This window comes from Mycolicibacterium iranicum (assembly GCF_002101705.1).
Lineage (GTDB): Bacteria > Actinomycetota > Actinomycetes > Mycobacteriales > Mycobacteriaceae > Mycobacterium > Mycobacterium iranicum.
The window spans coordinates 105,594-130,530 of sequence record NZ_LQPC01000002.1; the positions used below are offsets into that span (position 1 = coordinate 105,594).

Annotated in this window: 25 protein-coding genes; 9 read left to right on the forward strand and 16 right to left on the reverse strand. The window is 65.6% G+C overall.

Annotated elements, in window-relative coordinates:
• Positions 1 to 16: 16 nt before the first annotated feature.
• Positions 17 to 652 carry a class I SAM-dependent methyltransferase gene (locus AWC12_RS00450; protein WP_085171602.1) on the forward strand — a complete coding sequence of 212 codons (636 nt, stop codon included), beginning with the start codon at positions 17 to 19 and terminating at the stop codon, positions 650 to 652.
• Positions 653 to 658: 6 nt separating this feature from the next.
• Here AWC12_RS00450 and AWC12_RS00455 read toward each other — a convergent pair whose 3' ends face one another.
• From AWC12_RS00455 to AWC12_RS00495, 9 genes are all read right to left on the reverse strand, one after another.
• Positions 659 to 1,531: a Vgb family protein gene (locus AWC12_RS00455; protein ID WP_085171604.1), complete on the reverse strand. Its 873-nt coding sequence runs from the start codon at positions 1,529 to 1,531 to the stop codon at positions 659 to 661.
• On the reverse strand, positions 1,528 to 1,866 hold the full coding sequence (locus AWC12_RS00460) for a DUF6285 domain-containing protein (RefSeq protein ID WP_024444716.1): 339 nt from the start codon (positions 1,864 to 1,866) through the stop codon (positions 1,528 to 1,530). Before AWC12_RS00460 ends, AWC12_RS00455 begins: the two co-directional genes overlap by 4 nt.
• A complete protein-coding gene (locus tag AWC12_RS00465; protein ID WP_085171606.1) occupies positions 1,863 to 2,837 on the reverse strand; it encodes a phosphotransferase family protein in 975 nt (324 codons plus the stop codon). Before AWC12_RS00465 ends, AWC12_RS00460 begins: the two co-directional genes overlap by 4 nt.
• A 92-nt stretch (positions 2,838 to 2,929) precedes the next feature.
• Positions 2,930 to 4,168, reverse strand: a complete 1,239-nt coding sequence (locus tag AWC12_RS00470; protein WP_085171608.1) for an acyl-CoA dehydrogenase family protein — start codon at positions 4,166 to 4,168, stop codon at positions 2,930 to 2,932.
• 24 nt (positions 4,169 to 4,192) lie between these two features.
• Complete coding sequence (locus AWC12_RS00475; RefSeq protein ID WP_085171610.1) at positions 4,193 to 4,813, reverse strand: TetR/AcrR family transcriptional regulator; 621 nt, start codon at positions 4,811 to 4,813, stop codon at positions 4,193 to 4,195.
• A gap of 6 nt (positions 4,814 to 4,819) precedes the next feature.
• Positions 4,820 to 5,725 carry a hydroxymethylglutaryl-CoA lyase gene (locus AWC12_RS00480; RefSeq protein WP_085171612.1) on the reverse strand — a complete coding sequence of 302 codons (906 nt, stop codon included), beginning with the start codon at positions 5,723 to 5,725 and terminating at the stop codon, positions 4,820 to 4,822.
• On the reverse strand, positions 5,722 to 6,927 hold the full coding sequence (locus AWC12_RS00485) for a CaiB/BaiF CoA transferase family protein (RefSeq protein WP_024444711.1): 1,206 nt from the start codon (positions 6,925 to 6,927) through the stop codon (positions 5,722 to 5,724). Before AWC12_RS00485 ends, AWC12_RS00480 begins: the two co-directional genes overlap by 4 nt.
• Positions 6,924 to 8,120, reverse strand: coding sequence for an alpha/beta hydrolase family protein (locus AWC12_RS00490; RefSeq protein WP_085171614.1), 1,197 nt, complete (start codon positions 8,118 to 8,120; stop codon positions 6,924 to 6,926). The genes AWC12_RS00485 and AWC12_RS00490 overlap by 4 nt, the downstream gene beginning before the upstream one ends.
• Positions 8,121 to 9,212, reverse strand: coding sequence for a homogentisate 1,2-dioxygenase (locus AWC12_RS00495; RefSeq protein ID WP_085171616.1), 1,092 nt, complete (start codon positions 9,210 to 9,212; stop codon positions 8,121 to 8,123).
• A 100-nt stretch (positions 9,213 to 9,312) separates the two neighbouring features.
• On the opposite strand from AWC12_RS00495, the gene AWC12_RS00500 reads away from it, so the two are divergent.
• Entirely contained in the window at positions 9,313 to 10,740 is a 1,428-nt protein-coding gene (locus AWC12_RS00500) for an HNH endonuclease signature motif containing protein (protein ID WP_085171619.1), read from the forward strand.
• Between the two features lie 13 nt (positions 10,741 to 10,753).
• Here the strand turns inward: AWC12_RS00500 and AWC12_RS00505 are convergent, their stop codons facing one another.
• The 3 genes from AWC12_RS00505 to AWC12_RS00515 are packed head-to-tail and all read right to left on the reverse strand — an operon-like array spanning position 10,754 to position 12,951.
• Positions 10,754 to 11,143 (reverse strand): nitroreductase/quinone reductase family protein, encoded by a 390-nt coding sequence (locus AWC12_RS00505; protein ID WP_024444293.1) that lies wholly within the window; start codon positions 11,141 to 11,143, stop codon positions 10,754 to 10,756.
• Positions 11,144 to 11,171: 28 nt separating this feature from the next.
• On the reverse strand, positions 11,172 to 12,350 hold the full coding sequence (locus tag AWC12_RS00510; RefSeq protein WP_085171621.1) for an acyl-CoA dehydrogenase family protein: 1,179 nt from the start codon (positions 12,348 to 12,350) through the stop codon (positions 11,172 to 11,174).
• Positions 12,351 to 12,390: 40 nt separating this feature from the next.
• Positions 12,391 to 12,951, reverse strand: a complete 561-nt coding sequence (locus AWC12_RS00515) for a TetR/AcrR family transcriptional regulator (RefSeq protein ID WP_085171624.1) — start codon at positions 12,949 to 12,951, stop codon at positions 12,391 to 12,393.
• 394 nt (positions 12,952 to 13,345) lie between these two features.
• On the opposite strand from AWC12_RS00515, the gene AWC12_RS00520 reads away from it, so the two are divergent.
• Positions 13,346 to 14,323, forward strand: a complete 978-nt coding sequence (locus AWC12_RS00520; protein ID WP_085171741.1) for an esterase family protein — start codon at positions 13,346 to 13,348, stop codon at positions 14,321 to 14,323.
• 80 nt (positions 14,324 to 14,403) lie between these two features.
• Complete coding sequence (locus AWC12_RS00525; protein ID WP_085171743.1) at positions 14,404 to 15,402, forward strand: MDR family oxidoreductase; 999 nt, start codon at positions 14,404 to 14,406, stop codon at positions 15,400 to 15,402.
• A gap of 7 nt (positions 15,403 to 15,409) precedes the next feature.
• Here the strand turns inward: AWC12_RS00525 and AWC12_RS00530 are convergent, their stop codons facing one another.
• Entirely contained in the window at positions 15,410 to 16,621 is a 1,212-nt protein-coding gene (locus AWC12_RS00530) for an acyl-CoA dehydrogenase family protein (protein ID WP_085171626.1), read from the reverse strand.
• A 31-nt stretch (positions 16,622 to 16,652) separates the two neighbouring features.
• Positions 16,653 to 18,050 (reverse strand): acyl-CoA dehydrogenase family protein, encoded by a 1,398-nt coding sequence (locus tag AWC12_RS00535; RefSeq protein WP_024444299.1) that lies wholly within the window; start codon positions 18,048 to 18,050, stop codon positions 16,653 to 16,655.
• A gap of 253 nt (positions 18,051 to 18,303) precedes the next feature.
• Here AWC12_RS00535 and AWC12_RS00540 point away from each other — a divergent pair, with 253 nt between their 5' ends.
• Positions 18,304 to 19,521 (forward strand): alpha/beta hydrolase, encoded by a 1,218-nt coding sequence (locus AWC12_RS00540; RefSeq protein WP_085171628.1) that lies wholly within the window; start codon positions 18,304 to 18,306, stop codon positions 19,519 to 19,521.
• Between the two features lie 71 nt (positions 19,522 to 19,592).
• On the opposite strand, the gene hisN is transcribed toward AWC12_RS00540, so the two are convergent.
• Positions 19,593 to 20,369: a histidinol-phosphatase gene (gene hisN, locus AWC12_RS00545; RefSeq protein ID WP_085171631.1), complete on the reverse strand. Its 777-nt coding sequence runs from the start codon at positions 20,367 to 20,369 to the stop codon at positions 19,593 to 19,595.
• Positions 20,370 to 20,392: 23 nt separating this feature from the next.
• Here hisN and AWC12_RS00550 point away from each other — a divergent pair, with 23 nt between their 5' ends.
• Complete coding sequence (locus AWC12_RS00550) at positions 20,393 to 20,755, forward strand: hypothetical protein (protein WP_024444302.1); 363 nt, start codon at positions 20,393 to 20,395, stop codon at positions 20,753 to 20,755.
• A gap of 5 nt (positions 20,756 to 20,760) precedes the next feature.
• Here AWC12_RS00550 and AWC12_RS00555 read toward each other — a convergent pair whose 3' ends face one another.
• The gene (locus AWC12_RS00555; RefSeq protein ID WP_024444303.1) at positions 20,761 to 22,137 is read right to left on the reverse strand and encodes an FAD-dependent oxidoreductase; all 1,377 of its coding nucleotides are present in this window, start codon (positions 22,135 to 22,137) and stop codon (positions 20,761 to 20,763) included.
• 185 nt (positions 22,138 to 22,322) lie between these two features.
• Between AWC12_RS00555 and prfB the strand changes: the two genes are divergently transcribed.
• From prfB to AWC12_RS00570, 3 genes are all read left to right on the forward strand, one after another.
• Positions 22,323 to 23,435: a peptide chain release factor 2 gene (gene prfB, locus AWC12_RS00560; RefSeq protein WP_024444304.1), complete on the forward strand. Its 1,113-nt coding sequence runs from the start codon at positions 22,323 to 22,325 to the stop codon at positions 23,433 to 23,435.
• A gap of 3 nt (positions 23,436 to 23,438) precedes the next feature.
• Entirely contained in the window at positions 23,439 to 24,410 is a 972-nt protein-coding gene (locus AWC12_RS00565; RefSeq protein WP_085171634.1) for a mechanosensitive ion channel family protein, read from the forward strand.
• A gap of 65 nt (positions 24,411 to 24,475) precedes the next feature.
• Positions 24,476 to 24,922: an Rv3103c family proline-rich protein gene (locus AWC12_RS00570; protein ID WP_234813780.1), complete on the forward strand. Its 447-nt coding sequence runs from the start codon at positions 24,476 to 24,478 to the stop codon at positions 24,920 to 24,922.
• Positions 24,923 to 24,937: the final 15 nt, after the last annotated feature.

The following is a 24,937-nucleotide window of genomic DNA, read 5'->3' on the forward strand; positions in this document are numbered from 1 at the left end:
TTGAACACTGGTCCGCATGGACCAGACTCCCACCGTCTCCCGTTTCGACGACTTCTACAAGGATGAGACGCAGTCCCCGCCGTGGGTCATCGGCGCGCCGCAGCCGGCCATCGTCGAGCTTGAGCGCGCCGGCCTCATCAGCGGGCGCGTGCTCGATATCGGATGCGGAACCGGCGAGCACACGATCCTGCTCGCGAATGCGGGCTACGACGTCGTGGGCGTCGACGGCGCGCCCACCGCCGTCGCGCACGCCAGGCGTAATGCTGCAGCCCACGGTGTGGACGTTCGTTTTGAGGTGGCCGACGCGTTGACGCTCACCGACGACCAGACCTACGACACGATCATCGACAGCGCGTTGTTCCACATCTTCGACGACACCGACCGCGCGACCTATGTCGCCAGCCTGCACACCGTCAGCCAGGTGGGGTCGGTCGTCCATGTCCTCGCGCTCTCCGACGAGGGCCGCGGCCTCGGGCCGGAGGTCAGCGAAACCATGATCCGAGACGCGTTCGGCGAAGGCTGGGAGATCGAGTCGCTGACGAGGACGACCTACCGGGGCGTCGTCACGGCGCTGCAGGCCGACACGATGAACCTGGCGCCCGGAACGGTCGTCGACGAGCCCGCGTGGTTGGCGCGGGTACGTCGGCTCTGAGGCTGCTTACGCGAGCCGCATCACCGAGCCGCTTTCCAGCGCCACCCATACCGCACCGTCCGGTGCGACGGCAATGCCGTGTGGTTCCGACACCGTTGCGGGCAGGTCGAATTCGTCGACTGTGCCGTCCCACGCAATATGTCCGACCCGGTTGGCGGCCCATTCGGTGAACCAGCAGCCCTGCACACCGGCAGTGATCGCGTGCGGACGGCATTGCGGATCGGGCAGCGCGAACTCCTTGACCCCGTCGTCGGTGATTCGGCCGATTCGGCCCGCGCCGATCTCGGCCGTCCACACCGCGCCGCCGCCGTAGGTGATGCCGACCGGGGCCGCCCCCTTTGTCGGCAGGTCGACGATCGTGACATCGCCCGCGGGGCTGACACGCGCGACCGCGTCGGATTGATTCAACGCGGCCCAGATCGTCCCATCGGGACAGGCCGTGGCGAACGCGGGAAAGCAGTCGTCAGGCAGCGTGACATAAGTCAGGGTGCCGTCCACATCGAGGCGGCCCAGCCGGCAGCCGGTCGACTCGGTGAACCACACGGTGCCCTCCGGTGCGACACAGATGCCGTACGGGCCGCACCCCGATTCGAGCTCTACTGTTGTCATGACGCCCCGGCTGTCCACCGCGGAGATGCAGTCGTCGCCGTTTCGGGTGAACCACACCGCCTCGTCGGGTGCCACCGCGACTATTGACGGGCGGGAATCGACCGAGCCGATGGGGTACCGATCGCGGCGGCCGTCCGCGGCAAGACGCAGCAGGTCGCCGCTGTGCACAAGCGTCACCCAGATTGCGCCGTCCCGAGTCGCGGTGACGCCGTACGGGCCGGAGCCGTCGGGGAGTGCGATCAGGGTGGTCGACGTGAGACTGACGGTCATAGCCCGTCGGCATACCCTGGGTGGTCGAACGACAACCGATGTCGAACCAACAACTGCAGGCACGCCATCACCTCGTCCCCGCGCTCGTCGAGCCGGCCGTCACGGATGGCCTCCGCGAGCTCGGTTTCGTCGTCGAAGCCCAGTCCCGCGAGCGACGCGCGCACCGGCTTGTCCGTATCGTCGAGCAACTCCCGTTCCACGATGCGCAGCACGTTGGCGGCCACCCTCGCGTGAAAGCCCGTCTGCCCTCCGACGGCACGCACATCGGTATCGAGGAAGCCCGCGACGGCAGCGATGAGCTCGGCTGCGGTCGGACGGGTCGTGTATGAGCTCACGAGCCAGGCCCCTTCCCTGACAACAGATCCAGCAGATCCCATTCCGTTTCGCTGACGCGTCTGCCGATGGCGGCGAGCTCGACCGAGGGCATCTCCCCCGACAGATGTCGTTGCGCCTGATGGCGGCAGATCACACCCCACCGCAGGGTTGCGACGGTCAGCCACCAGCGAAAAGCCCTGCGGTCCACTGCGGTACCCGACACGCTCTCGTAAGCCCGCAGGAACTTCTCCACGTTGCCGAGACCCCCAGCGCCCTGCGATTCGGGCGCGCCAAACCGCCAAGCGCGAATGCAGAACCACGCCAGATCCTCGTAGACCTCGCCGATATGGGTCAACTCCCAGTCCAGCACCGCCGCGAGCCCCGATTCGTCGACGATGAGATTGCCCATCCGGAAATCCCCGTGTATCAACCGCATCGGCGATGGGTCTGGCTTCTCGTCGGCCAACCGCCGGAACGTCCACTCAAAGGTGGCTGTCGTGTCGCCGATCTCGTCGAGGCGATGCCGCCATCCGGCGAGTTCATCTGGTGCCGTCAAACCGATCCCGTCCGGATCGGCGCGGTGGATCGCTGCAAGTGCGGCAGCGCACTGCTCGAGCAACCGGGCGCGTCTGCTGTCGTCGAGCCCGCGGAAGATCTTCCGGACGATCGTCTCGCCGGCGATGGCGTCGCAGATCAGGTACGGATCGCCCACGGCGGCAGGGGAGTTGTCGGCAGTCAGAATGTGGGGCACCGGAGCTCCCGCTGCCGCAGCACGCTGCTGCACCTTGGCCTCCAGCTCCATGCTGGCGTGGATGTCGTCGCGCGCGCCGGTGCGCAGAATGAGTGCCCGACGCAGCTCAGGGCCCGTCGCGGTGAACGCCCACGTGGTCCTGCTCGCCCCGCCCGTCAGCCGCTGCAGGTCTTCGACGACGACGTCACCGAGCACTGGCTGCAGCACCTGCTGCAGTGCCTGCGCCAGCTCAGCGCTCATCGTGCCCCTCTGCTCTTCGCGCAAGCGCTCATCGCGCCCCTCTGCTCTTCGCGCAAGCGCTCATCGCGCCCCTCTGCTCTTCGCGCAAGCGCTCATCGCGACCCGAACCCGAACAGTCGCTGCGCCACCCTTCTCATCTGGATCTCCTCGGCCCCCTCGGTGATCCGGTATCTACGGTGGTGCCGATAAATGTGCTCGAACGGTTCGTGTCTGCTGTAGCCGACGCCGCCGAAGACCTGCATGGCACGGTCGGCGGCCTCGCAGACCAGTCGGTTGGCGCGGTAGTTGGCCATCGAGACCTTGTCGGACACCTCCATGTGGTGGCTGTTGTCCAGTTCGGATGCGGCGAAGCGGACCAGCAGCCGGACCATCTGTGCCTCGGTCTGCAGTTCGACGAGGGGCCACTGCACGGCCTGATTGACCGATAGCGGTTTGCCGAACACCTCACGGTCGTTGGCGTAGGCGACGGCGCGATCGATGCAGTATTGCGCGGCGCCCAAGCTCGAAGCAGCCTGTCGGATTCTGTTCTCGTGCAGGAACGTCTGGCCCACTTCGAGTCCGCGGTCCACCTCGCCGAGAATCGAACTCGACGGCACCCGAACGTTCTCCAGCACGACCTCGCCGTGATCGGTAGGCATGTTGAACGTCCACCAGTAGTAGGGCACCGTGAATCCCGGCGCGTCGGTCGGTACCAGGAACGCAGTGATGCCGCGCGCCTGCCCCGTGTCTCCCGACGTCCGCGCAAACACCAGGTCGTGGGTTGCGCGATGCACACCGGTGTTGAACCTCTTGGCGCCGTTGATCACCCAGTCTTCGCCGTCGGGCACGGCGCTGGTCTCCAGCCAGGTGGCATCCGAGCCGTGGTTGGGTTCGGTCAGGCCGAAGGCCATCGACCGTTCACCGGTGATCAGTGCGTCGGTCCACTCCTTCTTCTGTTCCTCGGTACCGAACCGGTCCATCATGATCACCTGCGGGAAGTTTCCGACGATCGAGGACTCGTCCTGCAGATCGTTGTGCAGACCGAGCCCCTTGTGCGCCAGATGTTCCCGGATGACGGCCATGTCGATGTTGCTGCCGTCGCGCCCGCCGAACTGTGACGGTAGGCCGTAGCGCAACCAGCCTGCCGCATCGGCACGCCTGCGCATCTCGCCGAGAAGATCTTCCCACTCCCGCCGCGGGGTGCCGCCGTTGTCCCAATCGGTGCGCGCATGTTCGCGGCGGTGATCGAAGTACTGGATGTTCTCCCGTTCCAGTGGCTTGATCTCGGCTTCGATGAAGGCATCCATCTCGGCGAGGAGGCCGGGCAGGTGGTCGGGAAGTGTGAAGTCCACTGGTTCTCCTTTGAACGTCGTCGGTCAGTACCCGTAAAGCGTCTTCTTCCAAATCCCTGACAGGGTGGCGATGGCGTCCTGGTCGCTCATCTCGAATCCGAGGCCTGATTCACCGACGAACACGGTGGTGAAGTTCTCGAACAGCAACGCGATCGCCGCGGCGGTGTGCTCCGGATTGAGGTCCGATCCGAACCCTTGTTCCTGCGCGCGGCGTACCGACGCAGCCACGATGTCCATGCCGAAGCGCCGGAACTCGTTTTGCACTAGCGCAAAGCGTGGCTGGGTCGCCGCGAGTTGGGCAACCGCGATCATGATCCCGATGTTCTGTTTGAACATCGTCCAGTAACCGGTGACGACCTCGGTGAAGAAAGCATCGTCGTCGGGGGACTCCGGCAGCGCGAGGCTCAGCCCCGACGGGGTGACAACCTCGTGCAGGAAGGACTGTGCCAGCGCCGCCAGCAGGTCCTCTTTGTCGGTGAAGTAGCGGTAGAAGACCGCCGGCGACTTTCCCGCCGCAGACGTGATGTCTCCGAGCGTCGTACCGTGGAATCCTCTCTCGGCGAACAGTTTTCGTGCCGCCTGTTCGATTGCGCCACGCGTCTGAAGCCCTTTGGCGCTGAACGTCACCGACGGTCCCGGCGTCATGAGCGGCTAGCCCAGAATCCGGTCGCCGGCGCGCAGTAACGAACTGGGCAGACCGTGGCCCACCGCCGTCTGCGCGACTCGGGCTGCGGCGACGGTGGCCTCGAGGTCGACATCGACGTGGATATCGCTGTCGCGCAGCAGATAAACGAGATCCTCCATTGCGATGTTGCCGCTGGCTCCCGGTGCGAACGGGCAGCCGCCGAGCCCGCCCACGGAGGCGTCGAGTCTTGTCACCCCGGCAGCGACGGCGGCCCAGGCGCTTGCCAGTCCGGCGCCGCGGGTGTTGTGAAAGTGCGCGCCCAGCGGGGTGTCGCCGATCAAGGGTCGCACGCCTGCGATGAGATCGCTGACCCGTCGTGGCGTGGCCGTTCCGATGGTGTCGGCAATGGCAAGGCGATCGGCTGAGGCATCGGTGGCCGTCGAAATGATGTCGAGCACCCGCTGCGGATCCGTCGCGCCGTCGAACGGGCAGTCCCAGGCGGTGGCGACGATGACCTCGACGGTGACGTCGCTGTCGTGAGCGATCGCGACGATCTCGGGAATTTGCATGGCCGCCTCGGACGAGGAGCGACCCACATTGGCGCGGCTGTGGCCGTCAGCGGCCGACACGACGAACTCGATGGAGCGCATGCCGGCCGCGATGGCCCGTTTTGCACCGTTAGGACTGGCCACGAGCGCCGAGAACTCGATGCCGGGGAAGTGGTGGAGTTCGGCTGCCAACTCTGCGGCATCGGCCAGAGCGGGCACCTTAGACGGCGACACGAACGCCGTCGCCTCCATCTCGCGCACACCGGTGGCGGCAATCGCGGCGAGCAATTCGAGTTTGGCCGACAACGGAATCGGCTCCTCGATCTGAAGGCCGTCGCGCATCGAGACGTCCCGGATGTCGACATGCCGCGGCAGATCGGTCATAAGACGCCCTCCGCTCGCAACGCGTCGAGCTCCTCGATGCCTCTGCCGAGCAAACCGCCGTAGACATCCTCGTTGTGCTGCCCAGGGCGTGCCGAACCGGCGCAACGGATCGTGCCCGGCGTCTCAGATAGGACCGGTATCACGCCGGGGCCCTTGATATTCCGTCCGACTCGTTCGTCCCAGTGGTCGGCGATCATTCCCCGCGCCTGCAGCTGTGGATCCTCCACAACCTCGGCGACGGTGTTGATCGGGCCGCTGATTACCCCGGCCTCGGAGAGTGTCGAGATGATGTCGGCGGGCTGACGCTGCGCAGCCCATGCGCCGATGATGGTGTCCAGCTCGTCCTGATTGCGGCCTCTCGCAACGTGATCGGCGAATCGCTGGTCTGTCGCGAGATCGGGCTGGCCCATCGCAGCACAGAGCCGGCGGAAAACGGTGTCCTGGTTGGCCGCGATGACGACCCAGCTGCCGTCCGCCGTGGGATAGATATTGGACGGGGCGATGCCCTCCAGTCGGGTACCTGAGGGGCCCCGCACAATGCCGCCCACGTCGTAGTCGGGAATGGTGGATTCCTGGACGGCCAAGCATGATTCGGTGAGCGCGGCGTCGACGACCTGCCCGTCGCCGGTGACGGAGCGCCGGTAGAGCGCTGCCAGCGCGCCCTGCGCGGCGAACATTCCGGCGAGGCTGTCGCCGAGGGAAAGAGCCAGCCGCGGGGGAGGGCCGCCGGGAAAACCGTTCATGTGCCGCAATCCGCTGGCTGCCTCGGCCACCGATGCGTAACCCGCCTTGTGGGCGTCGGGGCCGGTCTGGCCGTATCCCGACACACGCACCAGAATGATGCCTCGGTTGCGTTCCCGCAGAACGTCGTAGCCAAGTCCCCATTTCTCCAGCGTGCCGGGGCGAAAGTTCTCGACGATGATGTCGCTGCGCTCCACGAGGTCGAGGAACAGGTCTCGTCCCTGCGGCACTCTCAGGTTCAGCGTGACGGCCTTCTTGTTGCGTGCGTGGACCGTCCAGAAGAAGTGGTACCCGTCCAACTCCGCCTGACCCCATGTGCGCAGGGGGTCAGGCGCTCCCGGGGGCTCGATCTTGATGACCTCGGCGCCCATGTCGCCCAGGAGGCGACCGGCGAACGGGCCAGAGATCAGCGTGCCGACCTCGATCACCCGGATGCCGTCGAGCGGGCCAGTCGTCGTCATCGCGCACCCGCGAAACCGTGGCGCGTAAGCCACTCGCCGATGATCCCGACTGCTTCGCGAAGCTTGTCGCGCTGATCGGCGCCTGAGTAGTAGTGATTGGCTCCGGGTATCTCGTGCATCTCCTTATCTTCATGCCCGATCGCTTCGAAAATTCTGCGGGTGTGGCTGGGAGTACAGGCATCGTCGGCGAGGTTGCCGATGACCAAGGCCGGGACGGCGATGTCAGGACCCGCCTTGACGGCGTCGCCGTTGGCGTCGTCGTAGCTCCACTGCGAGAGCCAGCTGCGCAGCGTGCAGAATCGCGCCAACCCGACGGGGCTCATGTTCACCACCTGAGGATCGCCCAGATAGCAGGTGCCCGGGGTGCGTTCGTTCGGATCGACCGTCGGATCCAACCAGCGCGGATCGGCCATCGTGCCGTGAACGACGAACGCGAACTCGTCATCCGGTCTTCCGGCGGCCTTGAGTTCGGCCAGTTTTCCCTTGACCCACTTGGTGATCCGGCGATTCCGGTCGATCTGTGCCTGGTGGTAGCGCTGAAGGAACTCGGAACTGTACGGCGGCTGGTTGGGGTTGTGGGGGTTGTACAGATCGAGTTCGGGGTCGCGCTTGGTGGGGTCCGACTCGTCGAGGATCGACGCGTCCAGCCACTCGGTCATCGTGCCGTGTCTGCTGATATGGGCTGCCAGCAGCATGATGCCGTCCGCCGGGATCAGCCCCAGCTTGGTCAGGTCCGGACCGTCGCCGGACGGGCTGGCGGTAACCGTTGGGTGCTGGGCCTGCTGCTGATAGAAGACCGACAACGACCCGCCGCCACTCCATCCGGCGAGAACGACCTTTTCGTAGCCGAGCCGGTGCTTGGCGTCCTTGATGCACTCGCCGAGGTCTTCGACCACCTTCTCCATCAGCAGTGCCGAATCGGTACCGCGGAACCGGCTGTTGCAGTAGATGACATGGTGACCGGCCCGGGCGAGCGCGTTCATCATCGGCAGGTAAGCGCCGCCGCCGATCGGGTGCATGAACACCAGCACGGTGTCGGAATCGACCGTCTTGGGTTTCAGCAGATGGCTTTCCAGCACGACGAGTTCGGCGACTCCGCCATACACGTCGCGGACATTGGAATTGTTCTGGTAGGCAACCAGATAGGGGATCCGGTCGTACTCGTGCTTCACGGGTGCCTCGGTGGTCGTCATCTAATGCTGCCCCAGGTCGTTGGCGAGGATTTCGGCGGACGGCACCAGTCGGCGCCGAGTGTCGATGGCGATCACCGACCAGTCCACCCGGTCGTAGTCGTGAAATTTGCGGCGCGCCCGCTCACGGGCTTTCTCCGGCGCACCGTGGTGGACGCCCTGCGGCGCATGGGAGACCAGTCCGGGGGGCATTGGGATTCCGTACAGCGAGCCGTCGTGGAAGAACGCGATCTCGTCGTAGTCCACGTTGCGGTGGTACCAGGGCGTGCGTTCGGTGCCCGGGACCATCTCGGCCGGCTTGGGTAGGAAGTTCATCACGTAGACGCCGGTCGCCTGCATGAAAAGGTGCACGGTCGGTGGAAGGTGGACGCTCTCGGACGTCACGACCGTGTAGTCGTCGATGTTGAACGTGAAGGGGAAGTTGTCTCCGCGCCAGCCTTCTACGTCTAGCGGATTGTGTTGGTAGAAAAGGCTGGTCGGTCCGCCCTCGTGAATGAGCCGGACCTCGTACTCTTCCCTGCCGTCGTCATCGATAGGTTGCGGCTCGGGAATGATCGCCTGCGCCGGGTCGAACGGGAAATGCCGGCCGAGGGTGCCCGGTGGCGGAACGCGGAACTCGTCGGTCGCCTGGATCATCAGCAGCGTCGTCTCCTCAGCGGGAATCTGCCGCCACGTGCACGCCTTCGGGATGTAGATCCAGTCGCCCTGCCGGTAGTCCAGCGGACCGAATTCGGTCTCCAGCGATCCTGATCCGCGGTGCACGAAGGAGAGCAGGTCGCCGTCGACATAGCGAACGCAGAACGGCATCGGCTCGGAACGCCGCGACAGCAGCACGAGACAGTCCGCGTTGGAGAACATGAGCAGGGGACGGCCCTGTGGATCGGTGGCGTCGCTCGGTTTCAGTTCGGAACTCAGAACGTCGGTGGGACGAAGGGGACCGACAGTGCGGTAGGCCGTTGGATCGTTGCGCCGGTACATGTTGGCCGTGCGGCCGACAAAGCCCCCGCGACCGAGCTCATCATCCTTGAGCCCATCGAGATCTGCGTGAACACGCTTGGGAGTCTTGCCTTTTCGAAGGTGGACAAAGGATTCCATAGTCGTCTCCTCGATCAAAAGTAAAAATGACTTTAGTTTTATTTCAGAGACCGGTCAAGGGTGGGCGTAGTTGTCGGTGGTTCGAACTATTGTTCGATATGTGGATGTGGTGGTGGAGGCGTTGGCGGGGGTGGGTGAGCAGGTCGCCATCCTGTCGAAGGCTTGTGACGAGTTGTCTCATCGCGAGTTGATCGAGCTGTTGGTGGAGCTCACGACGGTGCTGCGGACGATCCCTGCTATCGAGCATCGGATCGTGTCGCGGTTGACCGACGAGACCGAGCCGGGCGCACTCGGGGAGGCGTCGTGGAAGAAGGTGCTGACCACAGCGTTGCGGTGCAGTGAGAAGGACGCCAAACGCCGACTGGAGCGTGCGGCGACGTTGGGTCCGCGGCGGGCGATGACCGGGGAGCCGCTGGCGCCGTTGTTGGAGTCGACTGCTGCCGCGCAGGCGCGTGGTGTCCTCGATGAGGAGCATGTGAAGGTCATCGCTGATTTTCATGCCGCGTTGCCGTCGTGGGTGGATGCCGGGACGCGCGCTGATGCCGATCGTGAGTTGGCGCGGGTGGGGTCGGGGTTGGGTCCAGAGGCGTTGCGGCAGGCTGCGGGGCGGTTGTTGGGGATGATCGATCAGGATGGTCCTGAGCCCACCGAGACCGATATTGCGCGCCGGTGTGGGGTGGCGTTGGGGCCGCAGCGTCCTGATGGGACCCGCTCGATCCGGGGTGTGATCGATGCCGAGACCGGGGCTTTGTTGGAAGCAATCCTGGCCAAAGAAGCCGCCCCTGGCGCCAACACTCCCGACGCCGAGGCCGAACCAGGCGCTGGGGACGAGCCGGGCGCGGAGGCTGCGTCGAGCGGCGCGGGTGCGTCGAGCGCGAAGAGCGAGCCGGCCGATTCTGCGCGGGCTCGTCGTGATGGCCGTTCGCAGGCTCAGCGCAATCACGACGCCTTCAAGGCCATGGCCCGTCGCGTTCTCGAGAGCGGGCTGGGCACCCACAACGGGTTGCCTGTGACGGTGATCGTGTCGACGACGCTTCAGGAGTTGGAGAAGGGTGCCGGGGTGGCGGTCACCGGGGGCGGTTCACTGCTGCCGATGCGGGATCTGATCCGCCTGGCTGCCCACGCCCATCACTACCTCTACGTGTATGACCAACACAGCGAACAATCGCTGTATCTGGGCCGTGCCAAACGGCTAGCCACCGCTGCCCAACGCCTTGCGCTGCACGCGAAAGAACGAGGCTGCACGCGCCCGGGCTGCAGCGTGCCCGGCTATTGGGCCCAGGTGCATCACGCTGCCGCGGATTGGAAAGACGACGGGCAGACCAACATTGACGATCTGACCTTCGCCTGCGGAGCCGATCATCGCATGCTCGACAACACCGGCTGGCGCACCCGCAAGAACACCAAGGGGCAGACCGAATGGCTTCCGCCACCGGATCTCGACACCGGTCAACACCGCATCAACGGCTACCACCACCCCGAACGCTACCTACTCCCCGAAGACGACGAAGACGGCGACGGACCGTGAGAGTCGTTGCCCCTCAGTCGGTCAGGTCGACGCGAACCGTGAGCAGGTTCGTTCCGAAGGTGCGCACGCCGACGTTGTTGTACTGCGGCAGATCGCGCATCCGCGCCTTGGCGTCATCGTCCGGCAGCAGCACCGCGGTGCCGCGATGCCAGCGGCCTTTGAGCCGCACACGGACATTGGGGTTGGCCATGATGTTGCGGATGTACTGCGACCTATCGCCGAACTCGGAGACGAACCAGAAGGCATCACCGATGCGGCGTCCCCCGAGGGGCGTGGTGCGGGGCCGTCCCGACTTCCGCCCGGTTGTCTCGAGCAGGGTCTGGAACGGCAGGTGACGCATGACCGGGTTGGCGATGTTCTTCTGGAAGAACTTCGTGACGCGATCGCGAGTCGAATCGGGCATGCGTTCACCTTTCTGTGGTTCTGCGGAGTCACACCATCGCGGTGCGTGGGATCTTGATCCCCATTGTGAGCGCGCCGGCGAGTTCGCGACTGGTGTCGTAGTCGAAAATCACGTGTCCGACAATGACATCCACATCGCGCTTCAACCGCTGCAGTGGATTGTCGAGGAAATGAGCACTCGCGCCAGAGGCTCCCAGCAGTTCGCCGATCACAGCGCGGGACTCGTGCACGATGTGGGCAGCGGCCACTCTCGCGCGGCCGCGAACCGGACGCTCCACCGGATCGCCGGCGGCGACGATCGCATCGATCTCACCGACAGTATCGGCGAGCAGGCTCCGCAGTGCCCGCAGTCGCACCTGCGCCCCGCCGAGATGGACGGCGGCCACCGGCTTGTCCTTTTGCATGACGCCTTCATATGCCAGGAACCGCTGCGCAAGTCGATCTGCATAGATCTCGACGGCCCGCTCGGCGCTACCAAGGGCGGGCATCGCCGCCAGCAGTGCCAACGCGGGCACCATCGGCCACCGGTAGGTGTCTGCCTGGTGCAGCGCCGCACCCGGCGCAGTGCCGGTGTAGATGTCGGCGACGTGCACCAGGCGGTGGTCGGGAACGAACGCGTCGTCGATGACGACGTCGTTGGACCCAGTCCCGCGCATCCCGTCGGTGTGCCAGACGTCCTCGATCCGCGCATCGTCGATAGGTAGCAGGGCAAGGACGGGGACGATCGAACTCGGATCGCCGGCAGACCGTTCGCACAGCGCACCCACCATGATCCAGTTGCCATCCATCACCCCGGTGGCCCAGGACCACCGCCCTGTCAGCCGGATGCCGCCGTCACAGACGATGCCGCGGCCCGTCGGCGCCAGCGGAGCCGGTGCGAGGAACGGGCGGGTGGCGAACCCCTCGCTCTGGGCCGCTTCGCTGAACAGCGCCAGCATCCAGTTGTGGAGTGCGTAAAAACCGAGCGTCCATGCGCTCGACGCGCAGCCGTGCGCCATCTGCCGAACCGGGTCGAGGATCGCCGAAAACGGCGCTTCGCGACCGCCGTAGCGGGCGGGGACGAGGAGATCGAAGAGCCCCGACTCGGTGGCGTCCGCGAGCGTTGCCGCGGGCAGTCGGCGCGCTCGTTCGGCCTCCGCAGCGCGGTCGGCCAAGCGAGAGACGAACTCTGGGGTGACGGGGGACTGATCGGTCGCGATCGTAACCATGACCGAAAGTTACCATACCTTTTGGTATGGAAAGCGGGGGTCAGTGCCGGAGCATGAGATCCAGGAAGCGGTCCTGCTGCACGTCGATGGTGCCGGGCGGCGAATCGGAGAGATGGAGGAAGCCGATGCCCGCGGCGAATGTGGCGTTCGCTCGGAGTTCGGCGTCCTCGCCTTCGAAGCCGGCTTCCTCAAAAGCAGCCAGGACAGATTTGAGTACCAAGTGGTCGGCGGCGCGCACACTCTCGGCGACTACAGGGTCGACGCGTGCCCATTCCCGCATCGCGCGCTCGAGAGTCCATTGCCGTTCGCCGAGCAGAGAGATCATCATCTGCGCGAGTCTTTCGCGGGGCGACAGATGACCGAGCTCGCCGAAATGGCTCCGGTCGCGGTCGCGCAGCTCACCCCACGCCTGCACGAGCGCGGCCCGGTAGCCAGCCATGTCCTTGAAATGCCAGTAGAAGCTGCCCTTGGTGACTCCGAGCCGATTGCACAGGCGCTCGACCTTCAGCGCTTCGAGCCCCTCGTCGGCCAGCAATAGGTATCCGGCCTGAATCCAATCGTCGACCGACAATCGCCCCCCGCCGGCGCGGATACTCGCCATTCGCCGCAGCCTACTGACATTTCTCGACTACATCGGTCGTCATTGCGGCTACGTGAATTCTTACGGCCTCGTTCGTTTTGCGAAGGGACTTTCGTGCGCAAATGGACGCTTTCGTCCTCTTCGGAGCGTCGTTCTTCGCAGTCGTAAAATTCGCTTCGTCGCAGCACGACGCGCCGTCTGACGTGGCCGGGGTTTCTCCCAGCCTGCCCACATGCTTTACTGCAACCGCTACAACTGAAGTTTTCCTGGGCCCCTCCGTTGCCGAAATTGGGATTCGGAGCGGTGAGACAGCGCGGTGAAGACATCGCTGTGAGGTCTGTGGCGTGGATGTCCGCCCGGGATGACGCAGGACAAGCCGCGCCAGGCGGTACCGGAAGATGGATGGATTGACGGTATGAGATTTCTTGACAGGATTCGCGGTCCCTGGGCACGCCGTCTCGGCGTAGCCGCTCTTGCTGCGTTGATGCTGCCGGGCGTAATCGGCCTCACCGGAGGTTCGGCGACCGCTGGGGCGTTCTCCCGGCCGGGTCTGCCGGTCGAGTACCTCATGGTGCCGTCTCCGTCGATGGGACGTGACATCAAGGTGCAGTTCCAGAGTGGCGGTCCGAACTCGCCCGCGGTGTACCTCCTCGACGGCCTGCGCGCCCAGGACGACTTCAACGGCTGGGATATCAACACCCAGGCGTTCGAGTGGTACCTCGACTCCGGGCTCTCGATCGTGATGCCCGTCGGCGGTCAGTCCAGCTTCTACGCGAACTGGTACAAGCCGGCCTGCGGCAAGAACGGCTGCCTCACCTACAACTGGGAGACGTTCCTGACGCAGGAACTGCCCGCGTGGCTCAACGCCAACCGTCAGGTCAAGCCGACGGGTATGGCCGCTGTCGGTCTGTCGATGGCCGGCGGCTCCTCGCTCGTACTCGCTGCGCATCACCCGCAGCTGTTCCCCTACGCCGGCTCGATGTCGGGCTTCCTGAACCCGTCCGAAGGCTGGTGGCCCTTCCTCATCAACATCTCGATGGGTGACGCCGGCGGCTACAAGGCCAACGACATGTGGGGCCCTGCGGAAACCGACCCGGCATGGAAGTACAACGACCCGATGGTGCAGATCCCCAACCTGGTCGCCAACGGCAGCCGGATCTGGGTGTACTGCGGCAACGGTCAGCCCAATGAGCTCGGCGGCGGCGACCTGCCTGCCACGTTCCTTGAGGGCCTGACGATCAAGACCAACATCACCTTCCGCGATAACTACATCGCCGCGGGCGGAACCAACGGTGTCTTCAACTTCCCGAACAACGGCACGCACAACTGGGCGTACTGGGGCCGGGAACTGCAGGCGATGAAGCCTGACCTGCAGACGCACCTTCTCGGCTGAGAGAACTGACGAAAGAAGCCCCCGGCCTACTCGGTCGGGGGCTTCTTCGTTCCCGGAAACGCGCGGTTACTGTGGCCGTCATGACCGAAATCAACGCGATGGTGGCCCACGAGGACGCCGAAGGCGGAATCGTTGTGCGCCCCGAGGTGGTCGACGAGTCCTTCCTGCCCGAGGGGGACGTAAAGATCCACGTCGAGTTCTCCAGCGTCAACTACAAGGACGCTCTGGCCATCACCCCGAAAGGGGGAGTGGCCCGCTCCTATCCGCTGATCCCCGGCATCGACGTCGTCGGGACGGTGACTGCCAGCAGCTCGCCGGAATTCGCCGTCGGCGACCGCGTTATCGCCCACGGCCAGGACATCGGCACGGGTCGGCACGGGGGCTATTCGCAGACCGCGCGATATCCCGCCGATTACCTGGTGAAGCTCGCCGGCTTGAGCACCGCCGACGCCGCGGCGATCGGAACCGCAGGCTTCACTGCGGCCATGAGTGTCAATGCAATTCGCGCCCACGGGATCAGTCCGTCGGACGGGCCCGTGCTTGTCACGGGCGCCACCGGTGGCGTCGGCAGCATCAGCGTCGACTTGCTCGCTGGCCTGGGCTACGAAGTGGTCGCCTCCACCGGCAAGGCCGACACCCATCAACTGTTGCGTGATCTCGGCGCCGCAGAAGTCATCGATCGCGTGCCAGGTCCCGACGAGAAGGTGCGCCCCCTCGGCAAGGCGCACTGGGCCGCCGTCGTCGACTGTGTCGGCGGAAAAACCCTCGCCTACGCGCTGAGCACCATGAAATACGGTGGTGTGGCGGCAATCTCCGGCCTTGCCGGATCTCCCGATCTGCCCGCGACGGTGATGCCGTTCATCCTGCGCGGGGTGACCCTGGCAGGTATCGACTCGGTGCTCCTGCCGATCGACAAGCGCCGGGCAGTGTGGGCGCAGCTGGAATCAGAGCTGCTGCCACAGCATTTGGCGCGCATCACCAGAGACGTGCCGGTGCGCGAAGTCGCCGACGTGCTCGGCACGATCATCGGCGGCGGCGTCACCGGCCGCACTCGCGTAGTCGTCCACGACGGGTTCTGACGCGGTCCTACTTCAATTCGGCGGAGGACAGGCCGAGCAGGCGTCGTGCGACCACGAGCTGCTGGATTTGCTGGGTGCCTTCAAAGATGTCGAGGATCTTCGAGTCGCGGGCCCACTTCTCCAGCAGCGTCTGCTCCGAATACCCTGTGGTGCCGGCCATTTCGACAGCCTTCAAGGTGATGTCGCTGCCCACTCGGGCTGCCTTCGCCTTGCCCATCGAGGCTTCCTTGGAGTTGGGGATCTTGTTGTCGGCCTGCCATGCCGATCGCACGGTCAGCAGGTATCCCGCCTCCCAGTCGGCCTCCATCCGCAGGAACTCCGCAGCCGCCGCGCTCTGTGCGTGCGCGGGCTTGTCATAGGAGATGTCGATGCCCGCGTCGGTGAGGATCTTGCGCAACTCCTCCAGCGCGGCTCCCGCCCCCCCGACCGCCATGGCCGCTACCACCGGTCTGGTGGCGTCGAATGTCTCCATGACTCCGGCGAAGCCCTTCTCCACCTGAATCTCCGGGCTGCCCAACAGGTTGTCCTTCGGAATGCGCGCATTGTCGAAGCGGATCGCGGCGGTGTCGGAGGCCTTGATGCCGAGCTTGTTCTCCAGTCGCTCCACGGTCACGCCGGGATGGTCGCGCGGCACGATGAACGACTTGATCGCCGCACGGCCCTTCGTCTTGTCCAGCGTCGCCCACACCACGATGTGAGTGGCCCGCGAGCCCGCGGTCACATAGATCTTTTCGCCGTTGATCACGTACTCGTCGCCGTCGAGCACAGCGGTCGTCGTCACCGCCGCAGAGTCCGACCCGAAGCCGGGTTCGGTGATCGCCATGGCGGCCCACACCTTGCCCAACCGTTCCAGCTGCTCGGGGGTGGCCACGCTGGAGATCGCCGCGTTGCCCAGCCCCTGATAGGGGACCGACAGCAGCAAGGCGACGTCGCCCCAGCTGACCTCCAGCGCGTTCAGCAGCGCAGACATGTTGGCGCCGTTGACGTTTCCCTTCGGCCCATCGCCGTCGCGAGTGAACGCCTCGGTGCCTGCGAACGAGATCGTCTTGGCTTCCGAGATGCCCTCGAACAGCGTTGCCAGCGTGTCCAGTTCGACGGGGTAGTCGTGTTCCCGAAGGTCGTACTTGCGCGAAATCGGCCGCAGCATTTCGGCAGCACCCTGGTGGCCCTTCTCGATGACCGCCTGCAGCTTCTTCGGCATTTCCAGATTGATCGCCATGTTCGATACGCCTTTCTAGAGGATGCTGCGGTTAGAGAACGACGACACCCTCGGCGACGCCGATGGCCCGCAGATCGCGGTACCAGCGTTCGACCGGGTGTTCCTTGGTGTATCCGTGCCCGCCCAGGAGCTGGACGCCGTCGAGGCCGATCTGCATGCCCTTGTCGGTGCCGAGCTTCTTGGCCAGTGCGGCTTCGCGTGCAAACGACAGACCCTGCTCTGCGCGCGCGGCGCCCCGCCACGTGATGAGACGCAGTCCGTCGAGTTCGATCGCGATGTTCGCCGTCATGAAAGCCACCGACTGGCGGTGCGCGATCGGCTCACCGAATGCCGTGCGTTCCTTGATGTAGGGGATGACGTAGTCGAGCACCGCATGCGAGGTGCCGACCGCAAGAGCCGCCCAGCCCAGCCGGGACAGCGCGATTGCCTCTGAGTAGTCCCGGGCGTAGTCGGCGGCCGTCGCGCCGTCCTCGCCCAGCCGTGCGCTCACGGGCACGGTCACCTTGTTCAGCTCCACTCGTCCCAGTGCCGCGGCGCGGATGCCCATGCTGGGCTCGGCCGTCACGGTCAGCCCGGCGGTGGAGGCTTCGACGATGAACAGCGCGGGCCTGCCCTCGAGTTGGGCGGCGATGATGAACAATTCGGCGTCGGCGGCCGCAGGCACCAGCGACTTAACCCCGTCGAGGCGGTAGCCGCTGGGGGTGCGCACGGCCGTCGTCTTCAACGCGGTGGGGTCGAACAGCGGATGCGGCTCGGCGATGGCCAGGCACGCCTGTGGCACGTTCTCGCCTGCGAACTCCTTGAGGTAGGTCGCCTGCTGATCGGCACTTCCCCAGTGCGTCAGTGCCGCGGCCACGCCGCCGGGGGCCAGGATCGGCAAGGCGAGGCCCATGTCGCCGTACGCAAGCGCCTCTGCGACGAGTGCGTTGGTGACGGTGCTTCGGTGCTCGGCGATGCCGTCGAATTCCTCGGGGATGTTGATGGCCGTGATGCCGAGCTCGGTGGCCTTCGCAATGAGGTCGGGCGGGTAGGCCGCCGCCTCGTCGGCGTCGTGGGCCTTGGGCCGCAGGATCTCCTCGGCGAACTCCTCGACCGTGGCGACGATCATCTTCTGGTCGTCGTCGGGGGTCAGGTCGAAATAGTCCGAATTCTTCCCGGGCTGTGGGCCCTCCAACCTGGTCGCGGGCTTGCCGAGCCCCTGGATCCGCTTGAACTGCCGCGTCGTCGCACCCGCTGCTGAGAACGCCTGCTTCACGCCGTACTTCAGGCCTCGGTTGAACGGGTCGCGCAGGTTGTACTTGTCCAGGAACTCCTGACCCACGAGTGGAGTGAGAAGGGCGATCCCGACGTCGATGGCCGTGCGCTGGTGCTTGTGGACGCCGACGGCGCTCTCCTGGCCGTTCCGTTTGGAGGGAATGGTGTTGGTCATGTCGCCTTCCTCGTAAACGCCGAAGCTGTCTTCACCGCAACTGACTCCAGAGTAAGGTATGCCAACTGACTCGTCGGTAAGTTCCGCGAATCTGTAAGACAATTCACAAAGCGGCTGGTGACGAGATCTTAGCTGAACGGCGCCACCGACCGGTGGTGTGAGCGCGTGGACACGATGTGCGGCAATGAGATTGACTTCTTACGGATCCGGCGAAATCGGTTTGCAGGTGGCAATGCGGACCTATTCTTCTGCGATGAAGTTTGCGGTGGGGTGCCCACAGGTCACGCGGACGCTTCGGGCCCATGCGAGGTGGGTGGCGCGGGCGCGTTTCGATGACTATCTCGTCGCGGCGGGCGCCGTGACGTCGGCGCTGCCGGTCGTCGGCCGGCATATCGAACCGTTCGCGGGCATCGCGGCCCTGGGCGTATGGGGGATCCGCTACCTGCCCGACTTCGTATCTTCGGCGAGGACGCGCGTCGGCCCAACGGCTTCCGCGCAGCGCCGGGCGCACCTCGATGGTCTCGGCGACGTGATGACCGCCGGAATGGGCGGGGTCGTCGCCGCGGAAACACTGGCAGACCCGTGGCCCGTCTCGAATACCGGGGCGCCGTGGCGCAACGCGTCCGGCCGTCGCCGCGGCGTCTACCGTGCGTCGGTGCCCTACGGCGAGGAGCCCGGTCAGCTGCTCGATGTGTGGCGTCGCGCAGATCTCGTCGGCCCCGCGCCTGTGCTGGTCTTCATCCCAGGCGGAGCATGGGTTTTCGGCAGCCGCATCCTGCAGGGCCACGAACTGATGGCTCACCTCGTGGAAATGGGTTGGGTGTGTCTGTCCGTTCAGTACCGCACCAGTCCCAGACATCGCTGGCCCCGCCAGATCGTTGACGTCAAAGCCGCGATCGCGTGGGCCCGCAATAACGTGCACGACTTCGGCGGGGATCGCGAATTCGTCGCCGTCGCCGGATGCTCGGCAGGAGGTCACATGGCGTCCCTCGTCGGGTTGACTCCCGGCGACCCGCACTGGGAGGCCGATCTTCCGGCATCTGCCGACACCTCGGTCGATGCGGTGGTCAGTGTGTACGGCCGGTACGACTGGGAGGATCGGTCGACGCCCGAGCGTGCGCGGTTCATGGACTTCCTCGAGCGGGTGGTGGTCAAACGCGAACAATCCCGGAAACCCGACCTCTTCCGCACCGCGTCGCCGCTGGCGCGGGTGCACCCGGCGGCTCCGCCATTCCTGATATTGCACGGCGACAGTGACGTCATCATTCCCGTCGCAGAGGCGCGCACTTTCGTCGCGAGGCTGCGCGCCGCGTCGAACAGTCCTGTCGGCTACGTCGAACTGCCCGGCGCCGGCCACGGATTCGACCTCACCGACGGCACGCGGACCGGCGCCGCAGTCCGCGCGATCGGGCTCTTCCTCCAGCACGTCCACCGGTCGCGCGTGGGTGCCCCGGCGGTCGCGACCGGCTAGCCGCGACGGTCAGGTTCCGAGGTGATGCGGCCATCGAAAGCCGCCCCCGGCAACTCCCGCGACTGGGCGGCTCACCGCAACGCGGACAGCACCGTGTCGTGCAGCAATCCGTTGGTGGCCAACGCACTTCCGCCGTGCGGGCCAGGCTGCCCGGCAAGGTCGGTGAACCGGCCGCCCGCCTCCCGCACGAGGATGTCCAGCGGCGCGAGGTCCCACAGCTTCACCTCCGGTTCGACAGCGGCGTCGACCGCGCCTTCAGCGACCAGACAGTACGACCAGAAGTCGCCGTAACCGCGCACCCGCCAGACGCTGTCGAGCAGTTCGACGAATCGGGCACGCAGATCGTCCCAGCCAGTAGTCAGATCGGAGAACGACAGGCTCGCCGAGTCGAGGTCAGCGACTCCGGACACCGAAATGCGGCGCGTGGAGCCGCCGAACGACGTGAAGGCACCCTGCCCCTCGGCGGCCCACCAGCGGCGGCCAAGCGCCGGCGCGCTGACCACACCCACGACCGGAACACCGTCGGCCAGCAGGGCGATCAGCGTCGACCACACCGGCACCCCGCGGACGAAGTTCTTCGTGCCGTCTATCGGGTCGACCACCCACTGCCTGCCGGTGAACTCTTTGGTCCCGCCGAACTCCTCGCCGAATACCGAGTCATCGGGCCGGTGTCGCGCCAACCCTGCGCGAAGCAACTTCTCGGTGTCCAGGTCGGCGTCGGTCGCCGGTGTCATGTCCGGCTTCGTCTCGACGCGCAGATCGACCGCGCCGAACCGCTGCATGGTCAGTGCGTCCGCTTCGTCGGCCAGCTGCAGCGCGAGGTCAAGGTCGTCTACGGAGGTACCCATAGGTGTCGTCCTACCATGTCGGTGTGGTCGAAATCGCGCTCATCCTTCTCATCCTCGGTGCGTTCGTCCTTTTGATCGGGCCTCGCATAATGCGCAAGCGCGGTGCAGGAAGCGATTGGCTGCAGGGGACCTTGCTTGTCACCGGGGTGAGCCCCAGGCCCGAGGGGGTTACCGGTGAGCAGTTCGTCACCATCACCGGTGTCATCAACGGTCCGACCGTCAACGAGTACACCGTGTACACGCGATTGACCGTCGACGTGAACCAATGGCCGACGATGGGTCAGCTGATCCCCGTCATGTATTCACCCGGCAATCCGGAGAAATGGGCGTTCGGCTCACGGCCGGAGCCGACGCCGCCGCCGCCGGACCAGCAGCCCTACAGCTAGCAACGTCAGCCGTGCCCGATTCGTAGCAGTTCGGCCACACTGGTCAGCTTCACGCGAGGTCGGCCCGACCCTTGACCCGCAGTGCGCTCGTGTTCGTCGATCAGTTTCCAGTGGTCGTTCGTCACGAGCTTGGGCTGGCGCTCGAGCAGCCAACCCTGCACCGTGTCGGGTTGATCCGACCCGAGGTCGGCCAGCTCGGCGGTAGCGAGATCGGCCAGCAGAGTCTCGACGGTATCCGCCGAATCCTTCTTGTTGCTGCCGATGACGCCCGTCGGCCCGCGCTTGATCCAACCGACGACGTATTCGTTGCGGCTGCCCTCGATCTTCCCGTCGACGTGCGGGATCGTGCCCGCGCGTTCGTCGAATGGCAATCCCGGAGTCGGCAGCCCGCGGTAGCCGACCGCGCGGACGACGAGCTGTGCGGGAACCTCCTCGCGCTCACCGGTGTCCTTGGCCGACACCCTCCCGTCGGGGCCACTGATCAGCTCGTTGCGGCCAAGCACGATCGACTCGACACGGGAGTCGCCTTTGATCTCGATCGGCGAGGTGCGGAATCGGAAGACGATGCGGCGCTTGGCGCCCTTGGGTGCGGTGTCGGCGTATCCCCGCAACACCTTGATGTTGTTGCGCACCGTCTTACCCGCGGTTTCAAGGTCTTCCTCGGTGATATCGGCCAGGTCTTCGGGATCGACGATCACATCGACATCTCCAAGCGCTTCGAGGTCGCCGAGTTCCCGCAGTTCGAGCGTTGTGAAGGGTGCCTGCAGCGGGCCGCGCCGACCGATGATGAGTACCTCTTCGACGCCGCGGGCATGCAGCGACTGCAGGGCGTGGTCGGCGATGTCGGTCTCACCGAGAATGTCGGGATCGCTGACGAGTATGCGTGCTACGTCGATGGCGACGTTGCCGTTGCCGACGACAACCGCCCTGCCACCTGAGACGTCGGGCGCCATCTCCTCGAAGTGCGGGTGGGCGTTGTACCAGCCGACGAAGTCCACAGCGGCGACGCTGCCCGGCAGGTCCTCACCGGGGATGCCGAGCGACCGGTCGGACTGGGCGCCGATCGCATAGATGACAGCGTCGTAGCGCTCGGCGAGCTCGGACGGGTGCACATGGTCCCCGACCACGAGGTTGCCGAAGAACCGAAAACGCGGGTCACCCGAAATCTTGTCGAACTGGGCGCTGATCGACTTGATCTTGGGGTGGTCGGGAGCCACTCCCGACCGCACCAGGCCCCACGGCGTCGGCAACATCTCCAGCATGTCGATCCGGACGTCGCGCTCGGCGTCCGGGCCGCCTGCCTTGAGAAGGGAGGCGGCGGCAAAGTATCCCGAAGGTCCAGAGCCGACGATGGCCACGTAGTACGGCCGCAAAGCGGGCATGTTTGACGCTTTCTGTCACGTGCCCGGTGCGCGCAAGGGGCTGTCGCGTCGCGGCCGGACGAGGTTCTGGCCCCGACTCTAGAACGCGACGAACGTCATCGACGGCATTCGGAGAGGTCGATGCGAAATCAGTCGGTGTGGTCGACAGTCCGGCGTTGTCGGCGGAGTAGGTAACCTGAATCCCCGTGGATCCCGACCGCCAAGCCGACATCGCCGCTCTCGACGCCACGCTGACCACAGTGGAGCGTGTCGTCGACATCGATGGGCTTCGCGAGAAGATCACGCAGCTCGAGCAGCAGGCATCCGATCCGAAACTGTGGGACGACCAGGCGCACGCACAGAAGGTCACCAGCGACCTGTCGCACGCGCAGAACGAGTTGCGGCGTGTCGAGGAATTGCGCAGCCGCGTCGACGACCTGCCCGTGCTCTACGAACTCGCCGCCGAGGAGGGTGGGGAAGACGAACTCGCCGAGGCCGACGCCGAGCTCGCGAAGCTCCGCGAGGACATCGAGGCGATGGAGGTCCGCACACTGCTGTCGGGCGAATACGACGAGCGGGAAGCACTGGTCAACATTCGTTCCGGTGCGGGCGGCGTCGACGCCGCCGACTGGGCCGAGATGTTGATGCGGATGTACGTCCGCTGGGCCGAGAAGCACGACTATCCCGTCGAGATCTTCGACACCTCCTATGCCGAAGAAGCCGGGATCAAGAGCGCCACCTTCGCCGTCCACGCGCCCTACGCCTACGGCAACCTGTCCGTGGAGCAGGGCACCCACCGGCTGGTGCGGATCAGCCCGTTCGACAACCAGAGCCGGCGCCAGACCTCGTTCGCCGACGTCGAGGTGCTACCCGTGGTGGAAACCACCGACCACATCGAGATCCCCGAGGGCGACGTCCGCGTCGACGTCTACCGGTCCAGCGGCCCGGGCGGACAATCGGTGAACACGACCGACTCGGCGGTGCGGCTCACCCACATTCCGACCGGAATCGTGGTCACCTGCCAGAACGAGAAGTCTCAGCTGCAGAACAAGGTGTCGGCGATGCGCGTTCTGCAGGCGAAGCTGTTGGAGCGCAAGCGCTTGGAGGAGCGCGCCGAGATGGACGCCCTCAAAGGTGACGGCGGCAGCTCCTGGGGCAACCAGATGCGGTCCTACGTCCTACACCCCTATCAAATGGTGAAGGATCTGCGCACCGAGTACGAGGTGGGCAATCCCGCCGCGGTGCTCGACGGCGACATCGACGGATTCCTCGAAGCAGGGATCAGGTGGCGCAACCAAAAAGACGACAGCGACGACTAGCCCTTGAACAGCACGCTTCTTGCATTCGATTTCGCGTCCCGATGGCACGGCTTCTGGCGGGGCGACATCGGCGTGTGGATTCTCGACCGCGGTGTCCGCATCGCGCTGCTGCTGATCGGCGCATTGCTGGCCGCGCGGTTCATCAACTGGACGGCGCAGCGTGTCGTGCGTCGCATCGACGCCGAATACCAGGAAAGCGACCAACTGGTGCGCTCGGAGAGCGCCAAACACCGCCAGGCGGTGGCGTCGGTGATCTCCTACGTGTCGGTCGGCCTGCTTTTCGTAATGGTCGCCGTGCAGATCACCGACGTCCTGGCGATACCCATCGGCTCACTCGTCGCTCCCGCCGCCGTGATCGGTGCCGCGCTCGGTTTCGGTGCCCAGCGACTCGTCCAGGACTTGCTGTCGGGGTTCTTCATCATCACCGAGAAGCAGTACGGCTTCGGCGACCTCGTCGCGCTCACCGTCTCCGGTATCGCCCTACCCGCCGAGGGCACCGTCGAAGACGTGACGCTGCGCGTGACGAAGCTTCGGTCGTCCGAGGGCGAGATGTTCACCATTCCCAACGGTCAGATCGTGAAGACGGTCAATCTGTCCAAGGACTGGGCCCGTGCGGTCATCGACATCCCGGTTCCCGCATCGGCTGATCTCAACCGGGTCAACGACGTGCTGCACGAGGTGGCGAACAAGGCCACCGACGATCCGCAGCTGCACGATCTTCTTCTCGATGCCCCCCAGTTGATGGGCGTGGAAAGCATCGAATTGGACACGGTGACCCTGCGGATGGTGGCGCGCACGCTGCCGGGCAAGCAGTTCGAAGTGGGCAGGCGAATGCGCATTCTTGTGATCCGGGCTCTGCGCATCGCGGGGATCGTCGCACCCGGCGAAGTGGCCCCGCCGGTCGTCGCAGCCATCCCGCATCCCGCGAGATCCGACGCCGACAAGAGCACCGCACGGACGGACCCGGAGAAGTGAAGTTCACCTTGAGGAGACGAGAGGGAGAGGGCCGCAACTGGCCCCATTACATCTTCGGCGGGCGCATGCGGACGTCCACGGCAGGCCTGTTGCTCGCGTTCGTGGCGCTGTTCTGGGTGAACCAGAACTATCAACCCGCCCCGCCTGCCACCACCGTGGATCCCGGCCAGCAGGTGGTGCCGCCGGGCTTCGTGCCCGACCCGAACTACACGTGGGTGCCGCGCACCAACGTCCAGACCCGTGAGCCCGAATTCACGACCACCACGCCGCGCACCACCACGACGACGACCACCACGACGCCGGAGACGACCACGTCGACGACGGCACCGGAGACGACGTCGAGCACCCCCGTCGGGCCGGTGGTTCCGTTCGGTCCGTCGACGACCGTCATCGACCCCGACGGGCCGGGACCGCAACGCCCCGAGACGTTCACTCAGGCGCCACCGATCGTCCCGCCGACCACGGTCGCGCCACCGGAAGCGACACCGACGACGACGCCGCCGCAGCCCTAGTGCCAAGGTAACGAC